The 17,732-nt window shown below is 62.8% G+C and carries 11 protein-coding genes; 3 read left to right on the top strand and 8 right to left on the bottom strand.

Annotated elements, in window-relative coordinates; translation table 11 throughout:
• Positions 1-96: 96 nt before the first annotated feature.
• The 3 genes from rhaS to AC097N_RS04165 form a co-directional block, all read right to left on the bottom strand.
• Entirely contained in the window at positions 97-1,089 is a 993-nt protein-coding gene (gene rhaS, locus AC097N_RS04155) for a rhamnose ABC transporter substrate-binding protein (protein WP_479579479.1), read from the bottom strand.
• Positions 1,090-1,216: 127 nt separating this feature from the next.
• Positions 1,217-2,506, bottom strand: coding sequence for an L-rhamnose catabolism isomerase (rhaI, locus tag AC097N_RS04160; protein ID WP_479579480.1), 1,290 nt, complete (start codon positions 2,504-2,506; stop codon positions 1,217-1,219).
• A gap of 32 nt (positions 2,507-2,538) precedes the next feature.
• Complete coding sequence (locus AC097N_RS04165; protein WP_479579481.1) at positions 2,539-4,641, bottom strand: bifunctional rhamnulose-1-phosphate aldolase/short-chain dehydrogenase; 2,103 nt, start codon at positions 4,639-4,641, stop codon at positions 2,539-2,541.
• Between the two features lie 188 nt (positions 4,642-4,829).
• Between AC097N_RS04165 and AC097N_RS04170 the strand changes: the two genes are divergently transcribed.
• Positions 4,830-5,849 carry a LysR family transcriptional regulator gene (locus AC097N_RS04170; protein ID WP_479579482.1) on the top strand — a complete coding sequence of 340 codons (1,020 nt, stop codon included), beginning with the start codon at positions 4,830-4,832 and terminating at the stop codon, positions 5,847-5,849.
• Between the two features lie 15 nt (positions 5,850-5,864).
• Here AC097N_RS04170 and AC097N_RS04175 read toward each other — a convergent pair whose 3' ends face one another.
• Both AC097N_RS04175 and mltA read right to left on the bottom strand, forming a co-directional pair.
• A complete protein-coding gene (locus tag AC097N_RS04175; protein ID WP_479579483.1) occupies positions 5,865-6,824 on the bottom strand; it encodes a chemotaxis protein in 960 nt (319 codons plus the stop codon).
• 60 nt (positions 6,825-6,884) lie between these two features.
• Entirely contained in the window at positions 6,885-8,102 is a 1,218-nt protein-coding gene (gene mltA, locus AC097N_RS04180) for a murein transglycosylase A (RefSeq protein ID WP_479579484.1), read from the bottom strand.
• Between mltA and AC097N_RS04185 the strand changes: the two genes are divergently transcribed.
• Positions 8,035-8,196: a hypothetical protein gene (locus AC097N_RS04185; protein ID WP_479579485.1), complete on the top strand. Its 162-nt coding sequence runs from the start codon at positions 8,035-8,037 to the stop codon at positions 8,194-8,196. The two genes, mltA and AC097N_RS04185, sit on opposite strands and share 68 nt — an antisense overlap.
• A gap of 20 nt (positions 8,197-8,216) precedes the next feature.
• On the opposite strand, the gene AC097N_RS04190 is transcribed toward AC097N_RS04185, so the two are convergent.
• The 3 genes from AC097N_RS04190 to AC097N_RS04200 are packed head-to-tail and all read right to left on the bottom strand — an operon-like array spanning position 8,217 to position 14,980.
• Entirely contained in the window at positions 8,217-8,849 is a 633-nt protein-coding gene (locus tag AC097N_RS04190; protein WP_479579486.1) for a response regulator transcription factor, read from the bottom strand.
• Between the two features lie 9 nt (positions 8,850-8,858).
• Positions 8,859-10,874 carry a two-component system sensor histidine kinase NtrB gene (locus AC097N_RS04195; RefSeq protein ID WP_479579487.1) on the bottom strand — a complete coding sequence of 672 codons (2,016 nt, stop codon included), beginning with the start codon at positions 10,872-10,874 and terminating at the stop codon, positions 8,859-8,861.
• Positions 10,871-14,980, bottom strand: coding sequence for a YhdP family protein (locus AC097N_RS04200; protein ID WP_479579488.1), 4,110 nt, complete (start codon positions 14,978-14,980; stop codon positions 10,871-10,873). Before AC097N_RS04200 ends, AC097N_RS04195 begins: the two co-directional genes overlap by 4 nt.
• 15 nt (positions 14,981-14,995) lie before the next feature.
• Here AC097N_RS04200 and glnE point away from each other — a divergent pair, with 15 nt between their 5' ends.
• Positions 14,996-17,725 carry a bifunctional [glutamate--ammonia ligase]-adenylyl-L-tyrosine phosphorylase/[glutamate--ammonia-ligase] adenylyltransferase gene (glnE, locus tag AC097N_RS04205; protein WP_479579489.1) on the top strand — a complete coding sequence of 910 codons (2,730 nt, stop codon included), beginning with the start codon at positions 14,996-14,998 and terminating at the stop codon, positions 17,723-17,725.
• Positions 17,726-17,732: the final 7 nt, after the last annotated feature.

Consider the following 17,732-nt stretch of genomic DNA (forward strand, 5'->3'; position numbering starts at 1 on the left):
AGACCATCCAAATTTCAAAAAAAGGGCAACCCCAACCTGGCAGGGTTGCCCGACCTGAATCTCCCGTTTCAGAGATCCAGCAGGAGGCCCGCTAGCTTAGAAGAACTTGGCGAACTTCTCAACATTGGAAGCATCGTAGGTGAACGGCTCGGACATCGCCGCGTCTCCATTGGCATCCAGGGTGACGGTGCCGACACGGCCCAGGGACACTTTCTCGCCAGCCTTGCCGGTGGCCTTGCCGGAGATGAACTGGCTGGCGGCATAGATGGCCGAGTAGCCCAGGTCGATCGGGTTCCAGATGGCAAACGACTTGACGGCGCCGCTCTTCACATGACCGGCCATTTCGGACGGCAAGCCCAACCCGGTGACGAACAGCGCGCCCACTTTTTTCTCATCCTGCACGGCCTTGGCGGCGGCCGCAATGCCGACCGTGGTGGGGGCCACGATGGCCTTCAGGTTGGGGTAGCTCTTGAACAGGCCCTGGGCTTCGCGGTAGCTCTTGTCGGTCTGGTCATCGCCATAGACGACGCTCACCAGCTTCAGCCCTTTGTAGGCGGGCTGGGCCAGCACCTTTTTCATCTCGTCGATCCAAATGTTCTGGTTGGTCGCCTGGGCCGTGGCGGACAACACGGCAATTTCACCGTTGGCGCCAATGGCCTCCTGGGTCATCTTGACCAGCTTTTCGCCAATCAGGGCGCTGGACGACGGGTTCAGGTTCATCATGCGACCGTCTTTGCGAACGGGTGAATCGAACGAGAGCACCTTGATGCCACGGTCCATAGCGCGCTTGAGCACGGGCGCCAGGGCGTCCGGGTCATTGGCCGAAATCACGATGGCCGAGACCTTCTGGGCAATCAGCGAATTGACAATTTCAATCTGGCCCTCAGCGGTCGCCTTGGCGGGGCCGGTGTAGATGATCTCAATGTTCTTGAGCTCCTTGGCCGCTTCCTGCGCGCCCTGGTTGGCCGCGTCAAAGAAGCCGTTGCCGAGGCTCTTGACGACCAGCGCAATTTTGTCAGCGGCCATGGCCGGACTGACCAGCGCCGCGCTCAAGGCCACCGCGAGCAGGGATTTAAGTTGTTTCTTCATGAATGTCTCCTGATTTTTAAAATGACTGACAAATGGACCCGAAGGCCGGTCTCGATACCGACTGCAGCGACCTCTTCAGCTGCGCCGGATTCGATGGGGAAGTCGCACTTGCTGGGAACAAGCGCCCTTAAACAATGCCGCTGCTCGGGCCGCTGGCAGGCCGCACCGCCGCCACCTGCTGACGGTAGCCACTGGCGCGGTACACCGCCACCGGGTCCGCCGCACCGCCTGCGTCCATGCGGATTTTTTGCAGCAACGGGGTCACATCGGTGTGGAAAGCGGCTTTGAGCGTTTGCGCCGCCATCAACACATCGTTGGCATCCTGATAGGCGGTCAGCGCCTGGCGATCCACCAGCAGCGCCTGGGCATAACAACGCTGCACGGTGGCGGCGCTGGTCATCAGGCTCTCGATCGGGTCGGTCACGTTGTGGGACTGGTCCAGCATGTAAGCCGGGTCAAACTCTGCCGCACCGCTCTGCGCAGCGTCCACCAGTTCATTGAACACCAGGAACAACTGGAACGGGTTGATGGAGCCGCTGTCGAGGTCATCGTCACCATACTTGCTGTCATTGAAATGGAAACCGGCGAGCTTTTGGGCATGGACCAGGCGCGCCACGATCATCTCGATGTTCGTGTTGGGGGCGTGGTGCCCCAGGTCGACCAGGCAGCGGGCTTTGGGTCCGAGGGTTTGCGCGGCGAGCAAGCTGGAACCCCAGTCCTGAATGACGGTGGCATAAAAAGCGGGCTCGAACATCTTGTGTTCCAGGAACATGCGCCAGTCGGCGGGCAAGGCCGCATAGATCTCGCGGTTGCTGTCGAGGTAGCGCTCAAACACGCGGCGAAAGTGGCTCTGGCCGGGGAAGTTGGCACCGTCGCCAATCCACACGGTGAGGGCCTTGCTGCCCAGCTGCTGGCCAATGTCCATGCATTCCAGGTTGTGCGCCACGGCTTGCGCCCGCACACCGGCATCCGCATGGGTCAGGCTGCCAAACTTGTAGGAGAGCGCTTGCCCCGGCTGGTCCGAGAAGGTGTTGGAGTTCACCGCGTCGAACGCCAAGCCATGGGCGGCTGCATGTTGGCGCAGCTCCGAGTAATCGGTGCATTTGTCCCACGGAAAGTGGGGCGACACGGTGGGCGTGCAGCGCACCAGCTGCTGGATGATGCCGCAATCCTGAATTTTGTCGAACACGTTGCGCGGTTCGCCCTGGCCCGGAAAGCGTGCAAAGCGGGTGCCACCGGTGCCCACACCCCAGGAGGGCACGGCCACGGCAAATTGGGCGACGTCGGCTTGCAGTGCGGCAATGTCCACCCCCCGGCGGGCCAGTTGCTCGCCCAGGGTTTCATAGTCCCGGTTCACACGGGCGGCCGCCTGTGCGTTGTGTTCAGCGACAAGCTGGGAGTTGATCTGTTGTGTCATGGAATACGTCCTGAAAAGGGCTGCGGTGGAACTTAGCGCGGAAAGGCAGCGAGATTGCCCGCGTCCACATTGAGAATATTGCCGGTTGATTTGGCCGCCAGTTCACTGGCCAGAAAGTAGGTGGCCTCCGCAATGTCTTCGGGAAACACACTGCGCTTGAGCAGGGAGCGGTCGCGGTAGAAGGCTTCGAGGTCTTCTTCACCCACCTTGTTGGCGGCAGCGCGTTCCTGGCTCCAGGTGCCAGTCCAGATTTTGCTGCCGCGAATCACGGCGTCGGGGTTCACCACATTGCAGCGAATGCCCAGCGGCGCGCCTTCCAGTGCAAAACTGCGAGAGAGCTGAATCTCGGCCGCCTTGGCGGCGCAGTAGGCCACCGCCTGGTTGCTGGCCACCATGCCGTTCTTGCTGGCAATGAACACCATGGAGCCCCCCACGGCTTGCGCCTTCATCAGGCGGAAAGCTTCGCGGCCGACCAGGAAATAGCCTGTGGCCAAAATGCTCTGGTTGCGGTTCCACAAGGCCAGCGTGGTGTCTTCCAGCGGCGAGGCCGAGGCAATACCGGCGTTGGACACCAGGATGTCCACGCCGCCAAATTCGACCGTGGCTTGGGCAAAGGCGGCGATGACCGAGTCTTCACTGGTCACATCGCACACCATGCCTCGCACCACGTCAGCACCAAAACGTTTTTGCAGTTCAGCCACCGTGGTTTCCAGCCCGGCGGCGTCAATGTCGAGCAAGGCACAGCAGCCCCCCTCGGCCAGGAAGCGCTCCACAATGGCGCGGCCAATGCCACCGGCACCCCCGGTGACCAACGCCACCTTGCCCACCATGGGTTTGGCCTTGGGCATACGCTGCAGCTTGGCTTCTTCAAGCAGCCAGTACTCGATGTCAAAGGCTTCCTGTTCCGGCAGGCCCACGTAGGTGTTGATGGCATTGGCGTCACGCATCACATTGATGGCGTTGACGTAGAACTCACCAGCGATGCGCGCCGTGGCCTTGTCTTTGGCAATCGACACCATGCCAATGCCGGGCAACAAGATGATGACCGGGTTGGCGTCCCGCAGCGCCGGGCTGTCTGCACGTTTGCACCGCTCGTAGTAGGCCGAATAGTCGGCGCGGTAGGCCACCAGCTTGTCGTCAAGGGCCTTGGCCAGCGCGGGGCCTTCCAGGGTGTACACGGCTTCTTCCAGAATCAAGGGACGAATCTTGGTGCGCAGGAAGTGGTCCGGGCACGACGTGCCCATGGCCGCCAGGGGTGCCAGATCACGGCTGTTGACGAATTCCATGACGGTGGCCTGACGGTCCACATGCATCAGCTTGTGGCCTGATTTCGAGGCCAATCCGCGCAGGACGGGCAGTACCCGCGCCAGGACGGCATCCTGCGCTGGCGTGCTCAGTGAAGCACGCACCTCGCCGCCGAAGCTCACGGCCTGGCGCGCCACCCGTTCACGGCTCAGCCAGTCTTGCGCGTGGGCAATGACGCCCACGGTGTTCTCGTAGCAAGACTGGGAGTCCGCACCCCAGGTGAACAAGCCGTGCCCGGCCAGCACCAGACCCCGCTGTTCAGGATGCGCGGCTTGGTAGCGTTGCAGCATCAGGCCCAACTCAAAGCCCGGCTTGCGCCAGGGCAGCCAACCCACAGCGCCTTCAAAAATCTCCTGGGTCAGCTTCTCGCTGTCCGCCATGGCGGCAATCGCAATCACGGCGTCGGGGTGCATGTGATCAACGTGTGCAAACGGCAGGTAGGCATGCAAGGGCGTGTCAATGCTGGCAGCGCGGGGATTCAGGTTGAAGGTGCAATGGGGCAGGTAGGCCACCATTTCATCCTCATGTGCCGGACCGCGGTAGATGCCTTGCAGGGCATTGAGCTTTTCCATGTAGAGGGTCGAGAAGCCGTCGAGCTTCATCGAACCCACGTCGCCCCCCGAGCCCTTGACCCACAGCACCTGAACGGTTTCACTGGTCAACAGGTCTTTCTGGTCAATCTTGGCCGAGGTGTTGCCGCCACCGTAGTTGGTGATGCGCAAGTCGGAGCCCAGCAGGTTGGAGCGGTACAGCAACAAATTGGGGGCATCCAGGGAAGCGGCATGCGCCGGGTTCCATGCAGGAAATGCGAGAGTAGTGCGAGTGGTCATGGTGGGATAGGTAGCGAAGAGTTGGGAGTGACTGTAGCCACGCCAATCGATAGGTGCAACGCATACTTTTTTATCAAATTCATCAATTTTTCTGATGCTTGATAAAATCGATCGAACGCCAGGGGCTGCAGCCTCACCGCCCCTGTGTTCAGGCATCACACAGGGGCGCAGTCCAAGGGAAAACACTGATGAAAACCACACCGCCACGGCAACGTCCTCTGACCCGGTCCTCAGGGATATCCCGTATTCAGCCCCCCCTGCTCCGCGAGCCCCCGCGTGATGCACGCCTGAAGAACCTCACCTTGCGCCAACTCAGGCTATTTGAAGCCGTGGCCTCCCACTTGAGTTACTCGCGCGCCGCAGAGCAGATGAACCTGACGCAGCCCGCGATTTCAATGCAGATGCGGCAACTTGAAACCGAACTGGGCCTTCAACTGCTGGTCAAAACCGGCAAGCGGGTGAGCCTGAGCCAGGCCGGGGAGGAAATGCTGCGCCAAACCCGGCGCATCCTGAACCAGGTACTGATTGCAGAGGAAGCCATGGCGGCATTTCACGTTCCTGAGGGGGCCACAGGCGGGCTGCTGCATCTGGGGGTGGTGCCCACGGCCCACTACTTTGCGCCCGCACTTTTAATGGCTTTTGCAGACCACTGGCCGGGGGTGAAATTCAAGCTCACAGTCGATCGCCGTGAAAAAATCCTGGCCATGCTGCAGGAGCATCAGCTGGATGTGGCGATCGCCGGTTACCCGCCGTCAGAGGCCGACGTGGAGGCCGAAACATTTGCTCAAAATCCCCACTGCATTGTGGCGGCGGCCAACCACCCGCTCGCCAGAAAACGACGCATTCACTGGGATGCCTTGCGCGACGAGCCCTTTATTTTTCGGGAACCCGGCTCGGCCACGCGCCAGTTTTTTGAACACCTGCTGCAGGCGCAATCACTGCAGGTCAGGGTGTCCATGGAACTCTCGGGCAACGAGACCATCAAGCAGGCCGTGATGGCAGGCATGGGCATCAGTTTTCTGTCCGCCCACACCTTTCAAATTGAAATCGAGGCAGGCAAACTGGTGGTGCTGGACATGGAGGACATGCCCAAAATGCTGGACTGGTGCCTGTTGCACCGACGTGACTCCAACCTGATGGGGGTCAACGGTGCCTTCCGGAAATTTGTACTGGCACAGGGCTCCGGCCTCACCAAGTGCCGGATTTAGAAAACACAGCGCTGTTCAGCACGGCCGCGTCAGCACCTCGTGAATGGTGGCAGCCAGTTCTTCCGCCACAAACTTCGCAATGTAGGCGTCAGCCTCCACGCTTTTGACGTGGCCCTCGTTGGTCGAGCCGGTCAGGGACGAGTGAATGATCACCGGAATGGATTTGAAACGTACATCCTGCTTGATGTTGCGCGTCAGCGTAAAGCCATCCATCTCGGGCATTTCCAGGTCGGTCAGCACCAGCGCCACTTTGTCCTTGACGGTTTTGCCTTCGGCCACCGCCTGGGCCGAGATCGTCTGCAAACGCTCCCAGGCTTCCTTGCCGGTCTTGGTCATGATGTAGGGCACGTCCATCGCCTTGAGGCCTTGCTCGATCATCATCCGGGCCACGGCCGAGTCATCGGCGGCAAGGATCACGGTACCGGGCGGCAGTTTCAGTTTGGGGATGACAGCCGCATCCTGGATCGCCTGATGCTCCCGGGGAAAGACGTCGCGCAAAATCTGCTCGACGTCCAGCACCTGCGCCAGGCGGCTGCCTTCGGCATTGCCGTCCAGTCGCGCAATGCTGGTGACCAGGCCACCACCCGTGCCTTCGGCCGAGAGCACCTGCTTCCATTCCAGGCGAACAATTTCGTTCACTTCTTCCACGGCAAACGCTTGGGTGGTGCGCGCAAATTCGGTGACCAGCAAAATGCCCAGTCCCTTGGTGGGGTTGCAGCCCGTGATCGCCGGCAGATTGATCACCGGGATCATTTGGCCGCGGATATTGGCAACGCCCATCACGCTGGGCGGCGCGTTGGCAATGGCGGTGATCTCGGGCATGACCAGAATCTCCCGAACCTTGAACACGTTGATGCCAAACAACTCACGCCGATTCGTGCCCGGCGCTTCGCCCAAGCGGAACAACAGCAGCTCGAACATGCTGTTGCCCGCCAGATTGGTCCGTTCGTCGATGTCGCGCATGGATGTGTTCATGGATTCGTTCGTTGTGGGTGACTTAGCCTGCTGAAGGAATCTGTGACAGGTTTACCCCCTCTATTTCGGCCAAAGCACCCAAAGATTGAGTGCTTGCTTGAGGCGACCCGCAAATTCACCCGCCGCCGTGCCCGAGCCCGCAAAATAGTCAGCCCGTACCGCCCCCACAATGGCGCTGCCGGTGTCCTGCGCCAGCACCAGTTTTTGCAGTTTGACTGTGGGGCCACTGGAGGCCAGCCACACCGGGGTGCCGTACGGGATGCTGCCGGGGTCGACGGCAATCGATCGGCCTGGCGTCAGCGGCACGCCTTGGGCGCCTTTGGGACCCCATGCCGCGTCAGGACCGTTCAAGGGTTCTTCGCGGAAAAAAATCGTCCGCGGATTGCTCCAGAGAAACTCGTTGACTCGGGCGGGATTCTTCGCCGCCCAGGCCTTCACGGTGGGCCACGAGGCATCACGCACCGCCCCTTGATCAATCAGCCAGCGAGGCGGGCTCTTGTAAGGCTGCTCATTGGAGCCGGCGTAGGCCAAACGCACCATGACCTGGGTTCCATCGGTCTGCGTGATGCGCATGCGGCCGGACCCCTGAATCTGCAGGATCAGTGCGTCAATCGGGTCGGCCACATACACAATCTCCCGGCCCTTGAGCGCCGCCTGCACGGCAGGCACGGTGTCCATCTCCTGGCGGGTGTACCAGGGCTTGCGCTGGGCAAGGCTCAGGGGCGGTTGGTACAGCGGCACGGAAAACTCGGCGCTGGCCGTGCGCGAGCCGTCCATCACCGGTTCGAAATAGGCCGTGAGCAGTCCCTCGGCCCCGCCCGCCAGGGCATCCACGCGGTACGGTTGCAAACGCAACATCATCCAGGCCCGCTGCTCGCTGGCGCTGCCGATGCTCAAACGCCGCACGTCGCCGCACAGTGGCGCAAACACCGGCCCCGGACGCTCGCAACTCTTGATCCAGGCATTCCAGGCCTCATGCAGGGGATCGTCCCCCAGGCCCGGCAACTCGGCCCAACGCACCGGTGTCCAGCGGCTTTTGGCCTGCACGATGGGGGGCGGCAAGACGCCGTTGTCTTCCGGCAACTGACCGCTTGGCGTTAACGCAGGTTCATACGTCGGGCTGTCGGTGGGGCTATGGAAAGGCACACTGCCACAGGCCGCCAGCATCCCTACAATCAGGCCATTCAAAACGGTATACAGGAGTCGGTTCATGAGTTTGCTCTTATTGGAAGCATTGGGGGCCATGGTGTTGCTGATTTTGATTGTCTGGTGGACCATGTTTTCCGGGCGGGAAAAGGGGGAGTTGCCAGCCTCCCAAACCCTCACCGACGACAAGACCGTCCCCTCCTCATCACCCGTCGACCCGGAATGAGATGAGCCAGGCCTGAAGGTTCAGGCAGAGGCCTCGCGAATCAGGTTGGCCAACTCCACCGCTGACTTGACTTCCATTTTGTCAAACACCCGGGAGCGGTGCACTTCAACCGTTCTGACGCTGATATCGAGCCGGTCGGCAATCAGTTTGTTGGGCAGGCCCTCCACCACCAGGCGCATGACGTCACGCTCCCGGTCGGTCAGCTCGGCCTGACGCTCCCTCAGCAGTCCGCTCTTTCTGCGTTCCTGCAGCAGGGCCTGCGAACGCGCCAGGGCCTGCTCCACACGGTCCACCAGGGCGTTGTCGGAAAAGGGTTTTTCACAAAAGTCAAAAGCACCGCGCTTGACGGCGTCCACCGCGGTGGCCACATCTGCATGCCCGGTCAAAAAGATCACCGGCATGGCCAGATGAAGGTTTCGTTCCACCAGCCAGTCGAACAACGCCAGGCCACTGAGCCCCGGCATGCGCACATCGAGCAGCAAGCAGCTGGGTTGCTGCAAGGCCACCAAACCCTCTGCCTTGCACTGGAAAGCCTCGGCGCTGTCAAACACCTCGCTCGGCAAACGCCGCGAACGCAGCAACCACGCCAGCGCGTCGCGCACGCCACCATCGTCGTCAACGACAAAAACCAGGGCATCAATCACAGGTTGCATAGGGCGATGTTATGCCAGCGGGCTGGCAGGCAGGGTAAAAATGAAAACGGTGCCTTGCGGCTGGTTGGGCTCAAACACCAGGGCACCGCCATGCTGTTCGACGACGGTTCGGCAAAGGCTCAGCCCCATGCCCATGCCCTCGGCCTTGGTGGTAAAAAACGGATTGAAGAGTTGCAGCTGCACATCCGGCGCAATGCCGTCCCCGACATCAGCCACCGAAAATTGGAGCCAAGGCTTGCCGCCACCGGTGTTGACCTCTTTCACCTTGATGGACAGCACCCGTTCCACAATATGCGGCTGGTCCATGGCTTGCATGGCATTGCGGGCCAGATTGAGCAACACCTGCTCCACCATCGTACGGTCGCACAAGACATCCGGCACGTGCGGCCCCACCTCCGTCTGCACACGAACCGACAGGTTGCGCGCCTGCAGGTTGACCAGCGGCAAAATCGCATCCAGCAGGTCCTGCGGCGCCACCGCGTCCCGTGCCTGCTCGCGGCGACGGACAAAGTCGTGCACGCTCTTGATGACTTTGCCAGCCCGCTCGGCCTGCTCCGCAATGCGGTGCATGGCCAGCTTGAGGTCGGCCTCGAACTCGACATAAGCCCCTGGCCCCGCCTGCAGCAGGTTGATTGACCCGGTGGCGTAGCTGGAGATTGCAGCCAGCGGCTGGTTCAACTCATGGCTCAGCAAGGACGCCATTTCCCCCACCGTGGCCAGCCGGGCGGTGGCCTGAAGGCGCTCCTGGCTGGTGCGGGAGAGCGCTTCCACCCGGCGTTGCTCGCTGATGTCAAGAAAAGCGCTCATCCAGCCGGTTTGGGTCCCCTGGGCGTTGATCAGGGGCGCTTCAATGATGAGCACCGGAAAACGGCTGCCGTCCTTGCGCATGAACACCGACTCAAAACCCTCGCGCGGTGGCAGGTTGCCCGCCAGCCGGATGGCCTGGCGTTGCTGATATTCGTCGACAAACTCGGGCGGCCAGTAAGGCGCGGGCAGGCTGTGCCCGATCAACTCATCAGCCGAGAACCCCACCATCTGGCAAAACGCCGGGTTGACGTAGGTGATGTGGCCCTGCAAATCGCGCGCCCGCAGGCCCGTGACCAGCGAGTCCTCCATCGCCTTGCGAAACGCCAGCGCATCGGCCAGATCGCGCTCCGCCTTGAGTCGGCGGCGCATGTCCTTGCCCAGCAAGGCCAGGACCGACACCAGGGCAATGGACGTGGCCGTGACCAAGGCCGTGAGCACGTTGGGAAACAAGTCCGGCGCCGAGCGCCAGCTGTCCATACGCAGCACCAGCGACATGCCCGGCAAGTCCAGCAGATGCTGGGCCGTGAAGATACGGCTACCCCGGCGGGCTGTGCCACGCATCGCCAGGCGGGTGCCGTCCCCTTCGGTAAAGGAAACCTCGTAATTGCGCGTCGTGTTGCGCGCCACCAGCACATCGAGCACGTCCTGCAAGGCGTAGGTGGCTACCAGAAAACCCATGGGTTTGCCACCGCGGTCCAAAGGGAAGCACAACTCCATGAGCTCCACACCTGTGCCATCGATCAGGGGCAAAAAATAGGTACTGGCGTAAACCGGGCCATTGAACCGTCGGGCGGTTGCACAGGCCAGCAACAGGTCGGACTGCGTGTTGCTTCGGCCCATGTGGTCAAACACCGGCGAGCGAAAAGGGCTGTCCACCTGCGCCTGCGTTTGCAGGGCATTGTTGCGCCATTCCACGCGCACAAGTTCGCGGTGCTCACGCAGGAACGCCGCGGCGTCAATGGCCCAGGCGTTGGGCGACGGGTCACTGTATTGAAGCGCCTGCAGGCTTTGTACATTGCGCAGCAGCGCTGCACGAATATCGCCCACCGCTTCAGCCGCATCCCGCTCCACCCGGTCCTGCACCTGGCTTGCTTCGTACCGGCCAGCCAGCCAGACCAGCATGGCCAGCAAGGCCACCACCAGCAACACCAGGGAGATCCAGAGCGTGCGGCGCTGAAGCACCGAGGGCAGCACCGCCGGGCTGGAGACGATTTTCACCGCACGACTTTCGTGATTTTGGGATCCGCCCAGGCCCCGTCAATGTGAAATTCCTGGGTGGCCGCTTCGCTCAGGGGCCGCTGCAAAAACAGCTGCGCCAAAAAGGTTCCCAAACCCACGGCCGGGTTGATGACGGAGGCAATCAGGGAGGCCGTCCCCGCATTGATTTCCGGCACCACCACCACCTTGATGTCCTGTGTTTCCCTGGCAATGTCAGCCCGCCCCTCCATCAGCACGGCGGCGTTCACGCCCTTCATCTGCAGGTTGTTGGTTTTGGCAATGCCTTGTTCGATCGTGACATCACCGCGCAGAAAATCAAAGGCAAAACCTTCACTGAATACATCCCGAAAATCCAGCGTCAGACGACGCGGCAACGACTGCAGGCTCAAGACCCCCAGCAACTTGGCAATACCGGGGTCCGCCTTTAAAAACTGGCCCGTCTCCACATTGACCGCAAAGGCCCCCGCCATGGAGGGGTAATCCAGCGTGAAGGGGGAGCCAATCCATCCCACCTGTCCCTCCATCTTGCCGCGCCCGCGGCGCACCACGTCCTTCATGCCCAGGCGCGCCAACAGGGCACCGCCATCGGCAATGTCGAGTTTGAAATTCATCACCGTGCGGCGTCGACCCGGCGCCACCCCATTCTGCGCATTGAGGGTGGCCCAATTGCCTGTGGCAGTCAGCACCGCCTCGGGCGTGATCATGTTGAACTTGTTGAGGCGCCACTCGCGTGTGCCACCCTCGCGCGCAAGCCCACCCGAGCCCCGGTTGATGGCCTCGATTTCGACCCGGCCCAGGCGTTTTCCGCGCAGCTCAAAGTCGTCCACCACAATGTCCAGCGCGGGAATGCTCGCGGGCTGTTCGTTGAGCAGTGCCTCCACGTCAGAGGCGGCTCCGGGTGCGATGGTCAGGCGCGCCAGGCGCGCATAAACACGGCCTTCGCCAGGACCGGACGGCTGGCGGTATTCGACATAGCCATTGAGTTCGCTGGCGTCCAGATTGATCCGCCACAGCAGCCCCTCGCGCGAGCCACCGACCACCACGTTATTGAGCTTGCGCCCCCCCAGCGTCAACTCACGGGCCCGCACCGCCACGCTGGTAGGCAAATAGCCCTGTGCGTTGCTGGCATTGACGGCGCCGTTGGCCACCGGCGCCAGCGGTGTGCCCGCCACCTGTGACAGCACGGTACTCCAGACATCCAGGTCCAGCGCATTGAGATTGATATTGGCGACCACCCCCTCCTCAGGCAACGGCGCTGATTCAGAACCGGTGAGGCCCACCGCAATACTGCCGCGCACCACGCGCTGCTCGGGTCCGGACAGGTCACGGACATACACGAGCGAGCCAATGCGCCCGACATCGAGCGTCAACTGGTCTTTCAGGTTCAACTTGCCGTTGCTCCCCGGCACCAGGGATTCGCGCACCAGGGCCGTCTCCAGGCGCAAGGGGAGCACCGACTCGGCGCTCTTGTTCAAGGGGGCCGGCAGGCTCAAGGCCATGCCCTGCAAACTGCTGGTGACCATCAGCTCAGGCTCGCCCTGACGAAACCCCAACACGGCCGAATACGCCGCACTGCCGCTAGCCTGCTGCGCCAGGCGCGCCACAAAACCCAACTCTTTGGCCTGGCGCAGACCGTCGGCCGTGGCCGTGCCGTTGATACGGATCACAGTCGGGGGCACCGCGCGGGCGGCCAGACTCGCCGCGGTCGACACCATACCGCCTTCCAGGCGGGTATCGCCGCCCAGCATTTGCGCCTGCCCACCCACCACGGAGAAACCACTTTCAGAAAAATTGACCACCCCGCGGGCCCGGCTCAAGCGCGGTGCATCGGGGGAGATCTGAATGTCGTTGTTGCCCAGCGTGACGCTGCCCTGCACGGTGGATTTGTCAATGTTTGAGATCGGCAGCCCCAGTTTCAACTTGTAGTCGGCCGCCCCCGTCGCCACGGCACGGGCCAGCGCCCGCCCGGTCATGGGCCCCAGCGGCGAGCCATTGACAATGCCCAGCGCATCCCCAAGCGCGCCACGCGCGTCCGCCGTGACGGTCACGACAGCGTGGTCAAGATCAGGAATCAGGGCTTCGACCTTGCTGATCTGCACGCTCGGCACACCGGCCGCAAAACCCATTTTGGCGCGTGCGCCCCTGATCTGCAGTTGCATGCGGTCAATCACCAGCTCACCATTGAGTTGACTCAAAACCGGCCAGGGCAGGGCATCGGCGGGCTGGATGCTACGCGGCACATAGGCGTAAGTGGCGTTCTGCACATCGGCAGAAATCCGGAACTCGCCCAGCTTCGGGTCGGTGAAAGGCATGTTGTACAAATCGCCCTTGACCTTGAACTTGACGCCGCTGACCGTGCCCGCGACCACGGCGTCACGCACGTAATCACGCACCGATTTTTGAATGACCGAGGGCAGGTAGCGGTGAATGCGCGTTCCGTCACCCTGGCTCAAGGTGCCTTGCAGGTCCAGCACTCCCGGAAAGCGCGAACGGGTTTTGGACTTGAGCGGGTCGCTGGTCTCCCATTTGACCTGCGCCGTGCCCTGCGTATCCGCGTTGCTGAACTTGACGTTGGGCAACTGCACCGCCCAATGCGCCCCGTTGATCTGCCACTTGGCATCCGCGGTCAACTGCGTAAACGGAATCACGGTGTCTTCAAACACGCCGGGCAAATCCACGCTGCCGCTGGCCAGGCTGATGCCCGCCTTGCCTGCGGACTGGTTGAAATCAAACTCCACGCTGGCGCCCCGAATGCCGGGAATCCCCATGGCCACCAGGGGCGCAGCCGCGCCGGACGCCACGGGCGCCGGGGGGGGGGCGACCTGCGCGGCCAGTTCAAGCTGGCTCACATGGCCTTTGACGTCATAGCTGCTGACCGCGCTGGGCGGCCCTTGCCACTGGGCCTGGATCCGGTCGACCAGCCCCTTGGGCGCGTAGGTCTGCAGGGCGGCACGGGTGGCCGGATCAATCGGCAGACGGTTGGCAATCTGGGACAGGGCGGCCAGGTCCAGCCGGTCGGCCTTGAACTCGCCACGGGCGGCGATTTTGCCCTCCGCCCCCATGTACATCGCGCTCACGTTGCCACCCGGCCAGCGCAGGCCGTCACGGGTGTCAAACTGCAGCCCCTGGGTCGAAAACTCAAAACCGTTCGCCAGAACACGCCCGCCCAGGCGCCCCAGAATGGACCGCAACTCCAGCGCCTGCAAGTCCGCACCCAGGGTCACGCTCACCTCGGCCAGGGCCACATCGGCCACGGCGCCGACCACCGCGCCGCGGCTGACGTCGACCCAGGCCCTGACCGCGCCATTGCCCTCGCGCAAGTCCATGCCGACATCGGCATGGCGTCGCAACTCGGACAGATCCACCCGGTCAAAAGCGGCATGGAGCTGGCCCTCCCAGTCCTGCCACCGGCCGTTGTGGCGTGACAGCAGGGGCTGCTGGAAGCGGCCCATCACCGTGAACCGGTCCCCCCAATTGGCAGGCGGTGTGGCATCCAGACGCAGGTCATGGCGGCGCAGCCGGTTGCGCATGACCAGTTCCACCTGTTTGAGCGCCAGTGGGGGTGCGGCCCGCAGTTCGTCAGTCCATTCAATGGTGCCGTCGTGGATGGCAAACTCGATCTGGGAGAAAAACCAGTCGGCCGCATCCTGGCCCGAGCCGCCATTGTTGGAAAAATCGAGACCGGCCACCCGTATTTTTCCGTCCCGGGCGCGCCGGATACTGAGTTCCGGCCGGTCAATATAAAGCTGCTCAAACCCGAGATGCCAGAGGGACCGCGGGGACAAGGCGGCGAGCACGCGCGGCAGCCGCAAGGCCTCACGCCCCTGAGGGTCAAACAACTGGACATCAGTGAACTCAAACGACGGGATCATGCCGGTCGAATACGCGGCAATCGCCCCAATGCGCACCGGCACGCCCAGCACCTGCGCGGCGCGGACTTCCAGCTGCGGGCGAAATTCACTGATTCGCGGCACAATCAGCCAGTGCAGCGTCCCCCAGACCACCGCAAGACAAAACCACGCCACCACAACGATCCCAAGAGACCAGCGGGCAACGGTTGACAGTGTTTTAAGCAGGGATGAGGGCGCGGACGACAAGTCGATCATTGTTAACTTGAAAATATGTCTGGAATTATGACCCGCCACGCTTTGTCATCCCACTCGCGTTTTGCACAACGCGTTCGGCGCAGGTACGAAACCCAACTGCACTTATTGCCCCCGGGCATCCCCGATCAAGCCACGATGACCCAGGCCTTTTCGGCCCTGAAAGCGGCAGGCAATGACACAGCAAGCGCCCTGCGCACCACGCGCCAGCTGGTGCTGGAACGCCTGCTGTGCCTGGACTGCGAGGAACACGCCTCATTGCGCGAGGTGACCCAAGCCATGACCGACCTGGCCGAATTTGCCTTGCAACGCGCCTGCGACGAGGTCCAGCAGCTGCTGGACGAGGCCCACGGCAGGCCGGTCAGCCCCACGGGCGAGCGTGCCCGGCTTTGGGTAGTGGGCATGGGCAAGCTGGGGGCACGCGAACTCAATGTGTCAAGCGACATCGACCTGATTTACATCTACGACCAGGACGGCGACACCGCAGGTGACGCCGCCGGGCGCGGCCGCCTCTCCAACCAGGAGTATTTCGGCAAGGCCGTGAAAGCCATCTACAGCCTGATTGGCGACACCACCGAACACGGCTTTGTCTTCCGGGTGGACTTGGCGCTGCGCCCCAACGGCAACTCGGGTCCGCCCGCCGTGTCACTCGGCGCGCTGGAGGAATACCTGCATGTGCAGGGCCGCGAATGGGAACGTTTTGCCTGGCTCAAGAGCCGGGTCGTGGCCCGCCTGGGCTGCGAGGCCGACGGCTCGGCCCAAAGCCTGCGCAGTGTGGTGATTCCATTTGTCTTCCGGCGTTACCTGGACTACAACGTGTTTGACTCGCTGCGCATCCTGCACCGGCAAATTCGCGAGCATGCGAGCAAACGCAGCACCGGGCACCCGGAGCGGGCCAACGACGTCAAGCTGTCGCGTGGCGGCATTCGCGAGATTGAATTCACCGTGCAACTGCTGCAAGTGGTACGCGGCGGGCAGTTTCCCGAGTTGCGCACGCGCCCTACACTCAGCGCCCTGCCGCGGCTGGCCAAGGCTGGCCTGATGTCGCAAACAACCGCCGAAGCACTGGCCCAGGCCTATGACTTTTTGCGCCGGGTGGAGCACCGCATCCAGTACCTGGACGACCACCAGACCCATGTGCTGCCCACGCAGGACCCTGACCTGGAGTGGATCGCCAGTACCCTGGGCTATGAGAACGCCTGCCAGCTGCTGCACCAGCTCGACGCCCACCGCGAGCTGGTCGCCCAGGAGTTCGATGCCCTGCTGGGCGGTGGTGCCGAGAAAAGTTGCAAAGGTTGCAAAGGGGGCAAGGCCGCCGCAGCCACACCCGGTTTTGACGAGCTGCTGGAGCTGCTGCCGCCGACTTTCAGAGCCCGGGTCACCGTCTGGCGCGACCACCCGCGGGTGCGCGCCTTGCGGGAAGAATCGCTGGCCCGGCTGGTGCGCCTGGTCGCCCGCACGGCGCAATGGGTGCGTGAAGGCAAAGTGACCGAAGAGTCCGCCGTGCGCATTGCCGACTGGATTGAGCCCCTGCTGCGCCGGGAAAGCTACCTGGCCATGTTGTTGGAGCGCCCCAATGTGCACGAGCGCCTGCTGCGCCTCTTGGGCGCAGCGCGCTGGCCCGCGCGCTACCTGCTGCTGCACCCGGGTGTGATTGACGAACTGGCCAGTGTGGACATGCTCGACGAGCGCTTCAGCGCGCCCGACTTCGAGCAGGAACTGGACCACCGCCGGGCGTCGCTGGCAGGCACTGGCGAAGATGACGACGAAGCCCTGCTCAACCTGCTGCGCCGCGCCCACCATGCCGAGGTGTTCCGGACCCTGGCGCGCGACGTGGAAGGCAAACTCACCGTCGAACAGGTCGCCGACGACCTGAGCTCGCTGGCCGAAGCGGTCTTGCGCATCACCACCCGCTGGTGCTGGGACCGCTTGAAAAGCCGGCACCGCGAGACCCCCCAATTTGCCATCATTGCCTACGGCAAGCTCGGCGGCAAGGAGTTGGGCTACGGCAGCGACCTGGACATTGTGTTTGTTTATTCGGACGACGACGAACGCGCCCCCGAGGTCTATGCCGCCTTGGTGCGCAAGCTCATCAACTGGCTCACGGTCAAGACTGGCGAGGGCGATCTGTATGAAATCGACACCGCCCTGCGCCCCAACGGCAACTCCGGCCTGCTGATCACCAGCTTTGACGCCTACGCCAACTACCAGCAACAGCGCGGATCGAATACCGCCTGGACCTGGGAGCACCAGGCCATGACGCGGGCACGTTTTGTGCTGGGGGACGATGCGTTGCGCCAGCGTTTTGACGCGATCCGCAAGGCCGTGATTGCCGCGCCGCGCGACCCCGAGGCCCTGAAGGTTGAAATCACCGCCATGCGCAACAAGGTGCGCAGCGCCCACCCGGTGAAAGGTGATCAGTTCGACGTCAAGCACAGCCCGGGCGGCATGATCGATGTCGAGTTTGTCATGCAGTACCTGATTCTGGCCAACGCGGCACAACACCCGGAACTGACCGACAACGCCGGCAACATCGCCCTGCTGGAGCGGGCTGATCAGGCCGGGCTGCTGCCGGCCGGCGTGGGTCACGCGGCGGCCAGCGCCTACCGCGCCATGCGCCGGGTGCAGCACCAGGCCCGGCTGAACGAAGAGCCCACGCAGGTGGTCCTGCCTGAACTGCAGGCAGAGCGCGAGGCGGTGCTGGCGCTGTGGCACACGGTGTTTGACCGCGCGACAAACACGGGCTGACCTGCGG

The organism is Rhodoferax sp. LS1R11, assembly GCF_056521395.1.